This window comes from Oribacterium sp. P6A1 (assembly GCF_000702885.1).
Classification (GTDB): Bacteria; Bacillota; Clostridia; order Lachnospirales; family Lachnospiraceae; genus Oribacterium.
On record NZ_JNKO01000013.1, the window covers coordinates 22,921 to 37,110 of the forward strand.

Consider the following 14,190-nt stretch of genomic DNA (forward strand, 5'->3'; position numbering starts at 1 on the left):
GTCCTATATCGATTTTTCATCAATTAATACTATAAAGAGGACGTTTTATGATAGCTGCAGATAAAAGCTTTGGATTTACAGATGAAGGGATCGGGGAGATAGTACTTGATTCCAGAAAAGAGATGCATAACGCACTGTTCGTTCCCATCATCGGCGAGCGCAGTGACGGACATGACTACATTGATATGGCTATAAAGAACGGAGCCGTTGCTGTACTTTCCTCCAGAGACATTGAACCTCTTAAGGAAAAGTATCCGGATGTAAAGTTCTATCAGGTTCCTGATACGAAAACCGCTCTTCAGGAAATAGGCTACATGGAGCGTCTCAAGTTCCGTGGAAAGGTCATCGGTGTCACTGGCTCCGTAGGAAAAACCACCACCAGAAACATGATCGCTGAAGCTCTCAGTGCCGGCATGAAGGTATTTCAGACTGCGGGAAATGCGAACTCTCAGGTGGGGGTTCCCATCACCATGTTCCAGATGGCCCGTTCAGGAGCTGATATCGCAGTTATCGAACTCGGTATTTCAGAGCCCGGTGAGATGACAAAGATTGCCAATGTTGCCTGCGTAGACATTGCCGCAGTCACAAACATCGGCATCGCCCATATCGAATATCTGAAAACCCAGGAAAACATCATGAAGGAGAAGCTTCATATTCTTGACGGTTCACAGGAGGATATCATTCTTTACACAAACGATGATGACCCGCTTCTCAGAACCCTTAGTGTGGAAAAGCTTCACGACTTCGGCATCGCTGTGAACAAGCATGTGGAAATCAGACATTATTCACTTAATGATTACTCCTTATCACTGCTCATGAAAGGTAATCACATGCTTCAGAATGCCTCTGCAGCCATGCATATTTCCGTGGATGTGGGAGTGGATTCCGAGGGGGCAAAGGCTAAGCTTGAATCCTTTACAGGGGTTCAGGGCCGCGGAGAGACTTTCCGTACCTCATCAGGTGTCACAATCATAGATGACGCTTACAATGCTTCTCCTGTTTCCATGAAGGCAGGTCTTGAAGCGTTATCACAAATCGAAGGCACGAGAAAGATAGCTGTCCTTGCAGATATGCTGGAGCTCGGCGACAAGACCCTTGACTACCACAGAGAGGTGGGAGAATACCTTGCGGGCCTTCCTATAGATGTGGTATTCCTTCTTGGAGAAAAAGCATCCTACATAGGTACAGGCATAAACTCTGTATTTGATTCTTCAGACAAGGACAACTCAAAAAAGCCTACCATCGAGTATTTTAATGACTTTTCAGAGCTTGATAACACCATTCATGCAGTTGCCAAGGACGGAGACGTTGTTTTATTCAAAGGTTCTAACAGTATGAAATTGTCTGAAATCGTCAAGGAGTTCAGACAGGAAAAAGTTTGATGTACGCACAGATAATAATTGATATTACAAGTGATGCTCTGGACAGGGCATACACTTATCGCATCCCTGAGGGGATGGAGGTTTGCACAGGGGATAGAGTTTCTATCCCTTTTGGTGTTTCAAACGCCATAAAAACAGGATATGTCGTAGGTCTCACGGAGCATGTGGACTATGATCCATCCAGAGTGAAGGAAATACACAGTGTCATGCATGATGCCATCTCAGTAAAGGAACAGCTCATACATCTTGCCTCATGGATGTCGGCGGAATACGGCACCACCATGAACCAGTGTCTAAAGACTGTTCTTCCTGTAAAGCGTGCAGTAAGAAAGAATTCCCGCCGCATCGATCCGCTTCTTCGATATGTTGACGAAAAGGATGAATACCATGAGCTGAATCCTGAACAGCAGGCGGCTGCAGACCGTATCATCGAAGGCTTCCGGAAATGCGTGGAGCAGATGGCATCCGGAGGCTTCCATGTAGCAGACACCTTCTCCGGAGACACTATTTCCATTCCAGCATCAGTTCGTTCAGGAATTTCATTATCTTGTGAGGGCTCAGGAGATTATATGCCGAAAGCTCATGAATCCGTTCCCCGCTACCTCCTTCACGGAATCACCGGTTCCGGAAAGACCGAAGTCTATCTTCATGTTATGGAAGAGGTCATTAAGGCGGGATATAAGGTGATAATGCTTATCCCGGAAATATCTCTCACATATCAGACAGTAATAAGAGTTTCCACCAGATTCAAAGGCCGGGTTGCCATACTTAATTCCCGAATGAGCATAGGTGAACGTTTCGAACAGTACATGAAATGCGAAACGGGAGAGGTGGATATCCTGGTGGGACCCCGTTCTGCGGTATTCGCCCCATTTGAAAAGCTGGGAATCATAATCATGGACGAGGAACACGAGGGTGCCTACAAATCGGAAACCGCACCGAGATATGAAACAAGGGATGTGGCATATCAGAGAGCAAAGCTCTGCCACTGTCCGGTACTTTACGGTTCAGCCACACCCTCCGTAAACATTTACACCAAGGCTTTAAACAATGAAGTCTCCCTCATAGAGCTTCATCGAAGGGCCAAATCCGGTTCCAGTCTGGCAGCTGCCGAAATCATAGATCTAAGGGCAGAACTCGAAAAGGGAAACCGCAGCATCTTTTCAGACCGTCTTTATGAACTCATTCGAGAAAAACTGAGCAAGCATGAGCAAATCATGCTCTTCATGAACAGGAGAGGATACAGTAATTTTGTTTCCTGCCGAAGCTGCGGCAAGGCCGTAAAGTGTCCCCACTGTGACGTATCTCTGACCCTGCACAGGGACGGTGTCATGAGATGTCATTATTGCGGATATGAGATCCCACTCATGAAAAAATGTCCCTCCTGCGGAAGTCCCTATCTGGCTCCCTTCGGTTTTGGAACCGAAAAGCTGGAGACCCTGGTAAAACAGACTTTTCCTGAGGCAGTGGTCCTCAGAATGGATGCGGACACCACAAAAAACAAGGGCGGACACGAAAAGATACTGGAACAGTTCCGTAACCATAAGGCAGATATCCTTATAGGAACACAGATGATAGTAAAGGGACATGATTTCCCGGATGTGACTCTGGTTGGTCTCATTGCAGCGGATCTCAGCCTTTCAGCACCGGATTTCCATGCATCGGAAAAAACCTTCCAGCTCATAACCCAGGCAGCGGGAAGAGCAGGCCGGGACAAGGATTCTGGTCAGGTCATCATCCAGACATATCAGCCGGATCATTATTCCATCGCCCTTTCCGCCGCCCAGAACTACAAACTGTTCTATGAGAAGGAGATCGGATTCAGAAAGCTCATGGGATATCCTCCTATGGAACATCTCATGACCATACAGCTTCTGTCCGGGGACGAGGATATGCTGAGTATGATAAGCGGCGCGGCGTCAGATGCATTTAAACCGGAATGTGAGGCTGAGAAGGCTGAATTTATCGGTCCTCTCAATGCAAGTGTATACAAGGTAAATGACATATACCGAAAAATCGTGTATATTAAACATCCCGAGCATGATATAATTATTCGGTTAAGGGACAAATTCACCGCTTCTGTCAGAAATATTGACAAGCGTGGATTAGTTATGCTTAATTATGACATACAATGAACGGATTCTGCCGGTTCCGGATAAATTCAGATCCGTTCTTCATTAATCAATATAAACCACAAATATCAGGGAGTATAAAAATGGCATTAAGAACAATCAGAGTAATCGGAGATCCTATTCTTGAGAAGGAGTGCAAGCCCATAAAGGCAGTATCTGACCGTACAAAGGAGCTCATCATGGATATGTTTGAGACCATGTATGATGCTAACGGCGTAGGTCTTGCAGCACCTCAGGTAGGTATCCTTCGTCAGCTTTTCGTTGTGGATATCGGAGACGGAAAGCGTTATGTATGTATCAATCCGACAGTAACAGCCATCGGCGAAGAAGAGCAGACCGGTGAAGAGGGCTGTCTTTCAGTTCCCGGCAAGGAGGGTGTGGTAACCCGTCCTATGAAGGTTCATGTAAAGGCTTATGACATCAACATGGAGCCCTACGAGTTCGATGCTGAGGGTCTTCTTGCAAGAGCCATGGCTCACGAGAACGATCACCTGCACGGAGTTCTTTACACCACAAAGGTTGAGGGCGAACTTGAGGACGTAACATACGAAAACCTTGAGGAGTATGATTTCGATGAGGAAGAAGAGGAAGCCTGAAACTTCTCATTCCTTTTATACCCCTTCGTATCTCAGGAATACTCAGTAACATAATGACACGTATCAAAGTGCTCAGTATATTTAGCCTATCAGGAGGATAGATATGAAAGTTATATTCATGGGAACACCTGATTTTGCGGTGTCAACTTTAGAGTATCTTTATAAGGCAGGTCATGAAATATCGCTTGTTGTAACACAGCCTGACCGTCCGAAGGGACGTCACGGAGAGGCTCAGAAGAGCGATGTAAGGATCGCTGCCGAAAAGCTCAACATACCTGTGATAACTCCCGTTAAGATCCGATCCGACGAAGAAGCAAAACAGCTTCTCAGGGAACAGGCTCCGGACGTTATCGTAGTCACAGCCTTCGGACAGATACTTCCTCAGGATATCCTGGATATCCCGAAGTACGGCTGCATAAATGTTCACGCATCACTGCTTCCGAAGTACCGCGGAGCCGCACCTATACAGTGGGCAGTGCTTAACGGTGATGAGGAATCCGGTGTTACAACTATGATGATGGATGCAGGTCTCGATACAGGAGACATTCTTATGACAAAGAAACTCCGCCTTGATAAAAAAGAGACCGGCGGAAGCCTTTTTGATAAGCTTGCCGCTCTTGGCGGAGAGCTTATAGTTGAAACTCTGGAGGCATTGGAAAAGGGCACACTTACACGTACCCCACAGGATGCTTCTCTTGCAACAAAAGTAGGTCTCTTTACAAAATCATCCGGTCTCATAGACTGGTCACGTCCGGCTGTTGAGATCGAGCGGCAGATCCGTGGTCTCAACCCATGGCCTTCAGCATACTCCTTCCTTTCGGGGAAACAGCTGAAGCTTTGGGATGCTGATGTGCTTACATCCGGGAATATAAAGGACTATGATCTTCAGGAGATCTCTGTTCTTACTTCTGACAGAGAAACAGATAAAGCAGATTCTGAAAAGTCAGCAAAGCTTTTCAGTGATAGAAAGAAGTATCTCATCGCAGCCTGCGGAGATGATTATTTAATGCTAAACGAGCTCCAGCTTGAAGGCAAGAAGCGCATGACTGCAGAGGATTTCCTCAGAGGTTATAGATTTTAACCCGGTTTCTGCGAAACAGGGTTGACGCATTTTTATTATGGGAGGATTTGCTATGTACGGTTACGGATATCCGATGTATTTGGATTGGACATATATTCTTGTTCTCATCGGTGCGGCTTTAAGCCTGATTGCCAGCGCCAATGTTAAATCGACCTTCGAAAAGTATTCAAGAATCCCATCCGGTTCAGGTCTCACAGGTGCACAGGCAGCCGAGATGATACTTCAAAGAAACGGCATAAACAATGTCAGAGTTCAGGGCATCGCAGGACACCTTACGGATAACTACGTGCCGAGTAAGAAAGTCCTGAATTTAAGCGATTCAACCATCGGCAGCACTTCCATAGCAGCCATCGGTGTCGCAGCCCACGAGTGCGGACATGCCATTCAGGATGCAAGAAGTTATTCACCTCTTGTTCTTACCAGGACCATTTCTCCGGCCTGCGCCCTCGCTTCAAAGTTTTCTATTCCTCTGATCATCTTTGGTATGATCATAGGTATGACACCTCTTATCAATTTCGGTATCATAGCTTTTGCTGTGGCTATCTCATTCCAGATTCTTACTCTTCCCGTAGAGTTTGACGCTTCAAGAAGAGCAGTTCAGACCCTTCAGGAAAACGGCATGATGACACCGGAAGAAATCTCAGGTGTAAAGGCTGTTCTTACTGCAGCAGCCCTTACATACGTTGCCGCTGCTGCATCATCGATTTTACAGCTTTTACGTTTGATCCTTATCTCAAAGGGAAGAAGCAGAAGAAGATAAAATAATTAAATGGATAATAAAAAGAAAAATATCACAGGAAGAACCGGACAGAAAAGCTTCGGTTCTTCCTATAAAAATACTTCCGGAAGCAGACGGAAGGACAAAAAACCGGATACGATTCAGAAAAAGACCGCAGTAACACCGCGGTCTATTGCCATTTCTGGTCTCATTAAAATTCTGGAAGAAAAGCAGTTCTCCCATATCATTCTGAGAGAACTGCTTCATCAATATACAAATCTGACAGAGCGGGACAGAGCATTTATCACCCGTCTCGTTGAGGGAACCATAGAGTACACCATTCAGCTGGACTTTATTCTCAACAAATTCAGCAAGACCCATACAAAGAACATGGATCCTCTCATAAGGACAGTTCTTCGCATGTCTTCATATCAGATCCTTTACATGGACAAGGTTCCCGACAGTGCAGCCATCAATGAGGCTGTCAAATTCATAAAAGAGCAGAATGAAAACAGTATTTTCTTCCTGTCAGGCTATGTAAACGGTGTTCTCCGTTCTGTTTCCAGAGAAAAGGAGAACATATTTGCAGATCTTGCCCACACAGGAAAGACTCCGGCATATATAAGACTCAGCACGCCTCTATGGCTCTATGACTATCTCCGTAAGATCTACGGAAAAGAAGAGACGGAAAAAATGCTTCAGTGGTTCCTCACCGGATCAAAGGAAAATTATGTCCGCTTTAAAGACGGTCATTCCGAAGTCATGGATGGCAATATCTCAAAGACAAAGCTGTTTAAGACCGGCGAGATAAGCATTCAGGATTATGCTTCCCAGCAGGTGGGCATAGAAGCTGCCCCAAAGGACAATGACTATATCCTTGATGTATGCGCAGCTCCCGGAGGAAAGAGCTGTCATGTTGCAGAACTCCTTAAGGGAACCGGACATGTGGATGCAAGAGACTTAACAGAGGATAAGGTCAGACTTATTCAGGAAAATATCGACAGACTGGGGCTTAAAAACATTTCAGCCAGGGCCTTTGATGCGAGAACCCCTGATGAGTCCCTCATTAATGAAAAGGGTGAAGGTAAGGCAGATATAGTGCTTGCAGACCTCCCCTGTTCCGGTCTCGGCATCATAGGCAAGAAGCCGGATATTCGTTTCGGCGCATCTCTTGATGGTATAAAAGAGCTTCAGGCACTTCAGAGAGAAATCCTCACCACTGTGGTACGTTATGTAAAACCGGGCGGAAAGCTGGTTTACTCAACCTGTACTCTCAGTAAAGAGGAAAATGAAGACAACAGGGATTTCATCCTGGAGCTTCCGGGATTCACCCTTTTGAAGGAGCGGAAGTTCCTGCCGGGTGAGCCTTCAGACGGATTCTACCTCTGTGTTTTCAGAAAAGATTGAAAATAAGTATGTGACCGGGCACAGAAGACTTCTATCTGCTTCATCACATCACTTAAACCATTACTATTAACAGGAAAAGAATGAAGAACTTACGAGATCTTGAATATAAAGATTTAGAAACACTTTTGGCGGAAATGGGCGAAAAGCCCTTCCGTGCAAAACAGATTTACCAATGGCTTCATGTAAAGCTGGTGGATGGCTTTGATGAGATGACCAATGTCTCAAAAAATCTCCGGGACAGACTTTCCGAGAACTACTCAGCTTCACTGCCAAAGGCAGTAGAGGTCCTTACTTCGAAAATCGACGGCACAAAGAAGTTCATTAACCGCATGCATGACGGTCATGTCATAGAATCGGTATGGATGAAATACCAGCATGGTAATTCTGTCTGTATCTCCAGTCAGGTGGGATGCCGCATGGGATGCAGATTCTGTGCTTCCACAATAGACGGACTGGCACGTAACCTTACTTCAGGAGAGATGCTGGGACAGGTCTACCGTATGCAGCGTGACACCGGTGAAAGAGTCGACAACATAGTCATCATGGGTTCAGGCGAACCTCTGGATAACTATGAAGAGTTCACCAGATTTATCCGTATGATATCAGATGAGAACGGGCTCAATATTTCAAGAAGAAACATTACCGTTTCCACCTGCGGTCTCGTGCCTCGTATAAGAGAGCTTGCAGATGAGAACTATGGCATAACTCTTGCCCTCAGTCTCCACGCCCCTAACGACGAGACCCGTAAGACACTTATGCCTATCGCAAATAAGTATTCTCTTTCGGAGATCATGCCTGCCATAGAGTATTATTTCGAAAAGACCGGCAGACGTGTCACCTTCGAGTATTCGGTAGTTGAAGGTGTGAACGATAACAAGGATGAGGCACAGCAGCTGGTCCGTCTCATAAGAGGCATGAAAAACCAGGGCAAACTTCAGTGCCATGTGAATCTCATCCCCGTAAACCCTATAAAGGAGCGTGACTGGAAGAGGCCTGACCGTACAAAGATCGAGGCTTTTCAGCATACTCTTGAAAAGAACGGTATCGCCGCTACCATACGCCGCGAGATGGGATCCGACATTTCCGGATCCTGCGGACAGTTACGACGTAACTACCTTGAGAATGAAACCTGATTAATCATTCTTCACCAGTGTTTCCGACATTAACTGATTATAGACTTGTATTTTTAAGGAGTGACCGATGGTCTTTTTTGCAAAAACTGATAAGGGCCGCAAAAGACGCATGAATCAGGATTATGTTTTTGCGACCGATCAATCTGTAGGTGCATTGCCCAACCTTTTCCTTCTTGCCGACGGCATGGGAGGCCATAAGGCGGGAGACTATGCATCACGTTTCGCTGTGGAAGAGTTAAAGCAGTACATTGCCGATGCTCCCGAAAACATCCCCTGCATTCAGCTCATACAGAACGGTATCCAGGATGTAAATGAACGTCTTTATAAGCTGTCTCAGGAGGATGAGAATCTCAACGGCATGGGTACCACTCTCGTTACTGCATTTTTTGAGGGCAGCAATCTGACAGTCAGCAATATAGGTGACTCCAGAGCTTATCTCATACACGGTAACAGTATCAGACAGATCACCAGAGACCACTCCTATGTAGAAGAAATGATCAGACGCGGATTTATGCGCCGTGGTTCTATGGACTACTTAAACTCCAGAAACATTATCACCCGTGCTGTGGGAATCGAGTCAAGGGTAACTGCGGATTTCTTTGAGGTGGAGCTTTCAGAGGGTGATTATCTTCTTATGTGCTCCGATGGTCTCACCAATATGGTGGACAACGAAAGCATACGTAATATAATCCGTGAACGCAGCTCTGTTCCCGAAAAGGTTCAGGCGCTCATAGATATGGCCAATATTAATGGCGGTAAGGACAACATAGGTATCGTACTTGTTGATCCCTTCAGAGAGGAGGCTGAATCATGATGGTTCGTGAAGGACAGGTTCTGGATGACCGTTATAGTATCACTTCCCTCATAGGTCAGGGAGGAATGAGCTATGTATACCGCGCAACCGATACAAAAATGGGGCGCGAGGTTGCCATCAAGGTTCTGAAGGAAGAGTACTGTGAGGATAAGGAATTTATCCGCAAATTCCAAAATGAAGCCCAGGCGGCGGCAAAACTCAATCACCCGAATATAGTCGGTGTATATGACATCATAGACAATCATAAGGATAAGCTTCACTATATAGTAATGGAGCTTGTGGAAGGCATCACTCTCAAATCCTATATTCAGAGAAAGGGCCGTATGGATTCCAAGGAAGCCATCGCCATCGCTCTTCAGGTGGTAGGAGGCATAGAGCAGGCCCATAAGAACGGTATAGTTCACAGAGATATCAAGCCTCAGAATATGATAGTCTCCGGCGACGGTACCGTAAAGGTGGCGGATTTCGGAATCGCAAGAGCTGCCACACAGCAGACTGTCAATACCACAGTCATGGGATCAGTACATTATATTTCTCCCGAACAGGCCCGCTCAGGTCAGGCTGATGAACGTTCCGATATTTACAGTTTCGGATGTACACTTTATGAAATGCTGACAGGAAAGGTACCTTACGACGGAAGCACCTCTGTTGCCGTTGTTTTCGCGCATTTGGAGAATCCCGTACCTAAGGTTTCAAAACTTGTGCCCGATGTGTACCCGGTTCTGGATATCATAGTTTCCAAATGTATGCAGAAGCTTCCTGAAAAACGTTACCAGCATGTAGATGAGCTTTCCAGGGACCTTCAGAAAGCCATAAAGGATCCTTCCGGTTCTTTCATGAAAGGACGCATTCCTGAGGATCTGGGTGAAACAAGAGTCCTTTCTCAGGAAGAGCTTTCGGATATAAAGGCTCTTCAAAAGAGTTCTGAAGCCGGAGACTCTGAAGTTCAGGATGAGCATAAGTTCATCAATGACAGAACTCTCATGATATACCGGATGATCGTCATTGCCTGCGGAATATGTATACTCATTATCATTCTGATCATAGCAAGGAACATGATCAGCTTTTTCCGGGAAGCCCATGCGCCTCTCGAAACAAGCACTGCTGCCGTAACCGAAGAGTCAGTCGAGACCAGCGAGGTAAATATCACCATCTCTGCTCTGGAAACACATCTCCAAAGTATAATCGGTCTTTCGATTGAAGATGCCAGGGAAGCGCTTCGTGAATATAACATAAACATCGTGGTTGAGAAGGAAGCTTACTCCGACAAATACAATGAGGGCCTCATAATCAGTTATCCTGACGGAAGTTATTCTGTAGGAGACACCATAGGTGTAACTGTGTCAAAGGGCGAATTCACCATAGTTTTCTATGATAAGAATGACCCTGCAACTCTCGATGCCCTCCATTCAATGAACATTCAGGATCTTAAGAAAGAGCTTTCGGACCGTGACATAGAGTACAATATCGTGGAAGCCTTCTCGGATACTATTCCTGCCGGATACATAATCAGCACCAACAAGCCTGATTCCTCCGGTCTTGATCCTCTTGAGATCTATGTTTCCAAGGGTCCTGATGCCAACATGGTCACTGTTCCGGATCTTACAGGTTATTCGGAGGCTGATGCTGTCACAACACTTTCCCTTCTGGATCTTGTGCCGGGAGACATAACTTACATTCCCGATGCGGAAAAAGAAGAGGGCAAAGTCATTGATCAGTCCGTAAAGGGCGGAACTCCGGCTCAAAAGAAAAGCACAGTAAATCTGACAGTTTCCTCCGGTCCTAACGGAGAGTCCAGTGTAAAAACTGCGGAAGTCCAGAACCCGACTAACGGTGCCTCCTCAGGGGATTCCTCCTGGTACGGTTCTGTCAACACAGTTGTTCCTCTGGGCGGAGCTTCAGAGCCTGGAGCCAGCGGAACCACACTTGTATCCATAAGACTCCGTCAGGATGTGAACGGAGAGGAGAGGTACAAGACCCTTCAGGGAGCGCGTTCTTACGAAGTAGGAACAGAGCTTCAGGTCGTATTCCCGAAGATCAAGGGAGAAGCAGGTGTACCTGTCGGTACTGTTGAAGTTGTGGATGCAGCCACCGATACAGTCATTGCATCATTTGTATGCAACTTCGCTCCGGCGGGTTAAAAAAACGGATAAAGAACCTTCACATTTTCTGTACATCCCGAAAGGTGGTTCTTTATCCCTTAAAGCTTAATGTAAAATGAGGTAAAAATGCCGTTAAAAGGAAAAATATACAAAGGAATAGGCGGATTCTACTACGTCCACACACCTGAGGGCGATTATGAGTGCCGTGCAAAGGGCATATTCAGAAATCGTAACGAAAAGCCCCTTGTGGGGGACGATGCTGAAATCGAGCCTGTTCAGGACAGCGAAAAGGAAAGAGAAGGCTCTGTCATACGCATTCTTCCCAGAAAAAATCAGCTGATACGCCCGGAGGTTGCCAATATCGATCAGGCTGTGGTGGTTTTCGCCCTTAAACATCCTGATCCAAACCTGAGTCTTCTGGACAGATTCCTGATCAACATGGAACAAAAGGATATACCTGTTGTGATCTTCTTCAACAAAGTTGATCTCATAGATTCCAAAGAGCCGGAAGAAGAACCGGAGGAAGATGATATTCCATCCTATAAAAGAAAAAAGAAAGACAGATCCCAGTTTATCCCCGAGATTCACTCGGATCATCCCGAGCTCATTCCTGAGATTTACAGGGCAGCAGGCTATAAGGTTCTTGAGATCAGCACCAGATCCGGTGACTGCTATAAACAGATCATGGAAATTCTACAGGGAAAGACAACTGTTCTGTCCGGTCCCAGCGGAGTGGGTAAATCCTCTATAACAAATCTTATTCACCCCGAAGCCAATATGGAGATAGGAGAACTCAGCCGTAAGATTGAAAGAGGAAAGAACACCACGAGACATACTGAGTTTTTTTACATAGATGACGACACCTATGTTCTGGACACTCCGGGTTTCACATCCCTCTACATTAACGATATAGAGCCTGACCGGCTCATGTACTATTTTCCGGAATTTGAGGACTATAGACATGACTGCCGTTTCAAGACCTGTATACATATCGGCGAAAATGACTGCGCCGTAAAAAGAGCTGTGCAGGAGGGACGCATTTCCAAAGAACGTTATGAAAGCTATGTCCTGCTCTATGACGAACTAAAATCACAAAGGAGATACTAATATTTATGAAGAGCTATCTGTCACCATCCATCTTATCTGCTGATTTCGGTAACCTGACAAAAAGCATCAAGGCTGCCGAGGAAGCAGGCGCAGCGTACATTCATTTCGACATGATGGATGGAACATTTGTACCCAATATATCCTTCGGCGCACCTGTTATAAAGGCTGTACGTAAGGATATCAAAAGCTTCTTTGATGTCCACATGATGGTGGAAGAGCCGGGAAGATATATCACTGATGTTAAAAATGCCGGTGCAGATGGAATCACAGTTCATCAGGAGGCATGTCTTCATCTTGATCGTACCCTGAACCAGATAAAGGAAGCAGGTCTCAAGGCAGGTGTGGCACTTAATCCCGCAACACCCATAAGCACCCTTGACTGTGTACTGCCCATGCTTGATCTCGTTCTCATAATGACGGTTAATCCGGGATTCGGCGGTCAGAAGTTCATTCCTTATACCCTTGATAAGATCCGTGATCTGAGAAAAAAAGCAGATAGCCTGGGGCTTCAGCTAAACATCGGTGTTGACGGCGGTGTAACCCTTGACAACATTGCTGCTATCAGGGATGCCGGTGCCAATTTCTTTATTGCAGGCTCTGCGGTATTTAAGCCTGAAGACAAGATTGCCGAGAATGTCAGGGCATTCAACAGGATACTTGAAGGATAATATTTCATATCAGCGTGAATTTATGAGGGTTTGATTTATAATTCCCTGAACATATATCTATATAATATCTATATCATACATGACCTATTCTGATCCGTTTTTCACCGGAAGGAATAGGTCATAAATCTATATTTAAAACGAAAATATATTATATTGGGAGAATGACCAGATAATGAAAAAATTAGCTATCATCAATGATCTCAGCGGTGTAGGCAGAAGCTCTCTTTCAATTCAGCTTCCGGTGGTATCCGCCCTGGGAGTTACAGCATGTCCCGTTCCCACCGCAATCCTCAGCAGTCATACCGCATTTACTGAAGTTTCAAAAGTAACCTTCAGTGATTACATGAAAGCCTACTTCGATGCCTGGAACAAAAATAGCTTTAAATTTGACGGAATACTCATAGGATATCTGGGGGATGAAAAAGAGCAGGAGATAATTGAACAATTTATATTAAGACAAAAAGAAATAAACCCTGATGTCAAGGTAATTCTTGACCCTGTTATGGCAGACCACGGGAAGCTCTACAGACACATGTCTGACAGAAACATAGAGGCCCTTCGTTCTTTGGCGCGTCACGCAGACCTGATTTGTCCGAACCTCACAGAGGCCGCTTTTTTAGTGGACTATGACTATGACGGAATAAGAGAAACATTGGACAGCTGCAGCCACGACTCTGCAAAGGCTATAGTTTTCAATGCCTTACTTTCAGCGCTCCATCACATAACGAATGGGACTGTGATCATCACCGGAGCAGAAGACATTTCGGAGAACAATGAGGACTGTCTTTTAAATATACTTTCAGAGTCTGATGGTGATGTACGATTCATCAGAAACCCGAAAACAGGACAAAACCGCCCGGGCACCGGAGATCTTTTCAGCTCCATTCTGGCAGCTGAATTTGTAAAGGGTATTGACACGGAAAAATCCTGCCGACTTGCATCCGACTTCATAGGCCGCGCCATAAAGCACTCGGAAGAAGCGCAGGTACCGGTTATAGAGGGTGTACAGTTCGAGGATTTGCTGAATCAACTGACTTTATAAAACAAAGG

At 45.6% G+C, this 14,190-nt stretch carries 12 protein-coding genes; all 12 read left to right on the plus strand.

All coding sequences use genetic code 11. From position 1 onward, the window contains the following. Window positions 1-47 precede the first annotated feature (47 nt). Window positions 48-1,382: a UDP-N-acetylmuramoyl-tripeptide--D-alanyl-D-alanine ligase gene (locus T515_RS09990; protein WP_036610535.1), complete on the plus strand. Its 1,335-nt coding sequence runs from the start codon at window positions 48-50 to the stop codon at window positions 1,380-1,382. Continuing rightward, the gene (gene priA / locus T515_RS09995; RefSeq protein ID WP_036610537.1) at window positions 1,382-3,517 is read left to right on the plus strand and encodes a replication restart helicase PriA; all 2,136 of its coding nucleotides are present in this window, start codon (window positions 1,382-1,384) and stop codon (window positions 3,515-3,517) included. Before T515_RS09990 ends, priA begins: the two co-directional genes overlap by 1 nt. A gap of 80 nt (window positions 3,518-3,597) precedes the next feature. Beyond that, complete coding sequence (gene def, locus T515_RS10000; protein WP_036610540.1) at window positions 3,598-4,110, plus strand: peptide deformylase; 513 nt, start codon at window positions 3,598-3,600, stop codon at window positions 4,108-4,110. A gap of 103 nt (window positions 4,111-4,213) precedes the next feature. After that, window positions 4,214-5,191, plus strand: a complete 978-nt coding sequence (gene fmt / locus T515_RS10005) for a methionyl-tRNA formyltransferase (protein ID WP_036610543.1) — start codon at window positions 4,214-4,216, stop codon at window positions 5,189-5,191. A 52-nt stretch (window positions 5,192-5,243) separates the two neighbouring features. After that, window positions 5,244-5,951, plus strand: a complete 708-nt coding sequence (locus T515_RS10010) for a zinc metallopeptidase (RefSeq protein WP_036610547.1) — start codon at window positions 5,244-5,246, stop codon at window positions 5,949-5,951. A 9-nt stretch (window positions 5,952-5,960) separates the two neighbouring features. Next, window positions 5,961-7,316 (plus strand): transcription antitermination factor NusB, encoded by a 1,356-nt coding sequence (locus T515_RS10015; protein WP_051671629.1) that lies wholly within the window; start codon window positions 5,961-5,963, stop codon window positions 7,314-7,316. An 80-nt stretch (window positions 7,317-7,396) separates the two neighbouring features. Next, window positions 7,397-8,449, plus strand: coding sequence for a 23S rRNA (adenine(2503)-C(2))-methyltransferase RlmN (gene rlmN / locus T515_RS10020; RefSeq protein ID WP_036610551.1), 1,053 nt, complete (start codon window positions 7,397-7,399; stop codon window positions 8,447-8,449). Between the two features lie 67 nt (window positions 8,450-8,516). Continuing rightward, complete coding sequence (locus T515_RS10025; protein ID WP_036610554.1) at window positions 8,517-9,263, plus strand: Stp1/IreP family PP2C-type Ser/Thr phosphatase; 747 nt, start codon at window positions 8,517-8,519, stop codon at window positions 9,261-9,263. Then, window positions 9,260-11,404 (plus strand): Stk1 family PASTA domain-containing Ser/Thr kinase, encoded by a 2,145-nt coding sequence (gene pknB / locus T515_RS10030; protein ID WP_036610557.1) that lies wholly within the window; start codon window positions 9,260-9,262, stop codon window positions 11,402-11,404. Before T515_RS10025 ends, pknB begins: the two co-directional genes overlap by 4 nt. 87 nt (window positions 11,405-11,491) lie before the next feature. Beyond that, on the plus strand, window positions 11,492-12,472 hold the full coding sequence (gene rsgA, locus T515_RS10035; RefSeq protein WP_036610560.1) for a ribosome small subunit-dependent GTPase A: 981 nt from the start codon (window positions 11,492-11,494) through the stop codon (window positions 12,470-12,472). 5 nt (window positions 12,473-12,477) lie between these two features. Further along, window positions 12,478-13,140, plus strand: coding sequence for a ribulose-phosphate 3-epimerase (rpe, locus tag T515_RS10040; protein WP_036610563.1), 663 nt, complete (start codon window positions 12,478-12,480; stop codon window positions 13,138-13,140). Between the two features lie 172 nt (window positions 13,141-13,312). Then, a complete protein-coding gene (locus T515_RS10045) occupies window positions 13,313-14,182 on the plus strand; it encodes a pyridoxamine kinase (protein WP_036610566.1) in 870 nt (289 codons plus the stop codon). The last annotated feature ends 8 nt before the right edge of the window (window positions 14,183-14,190 follow it).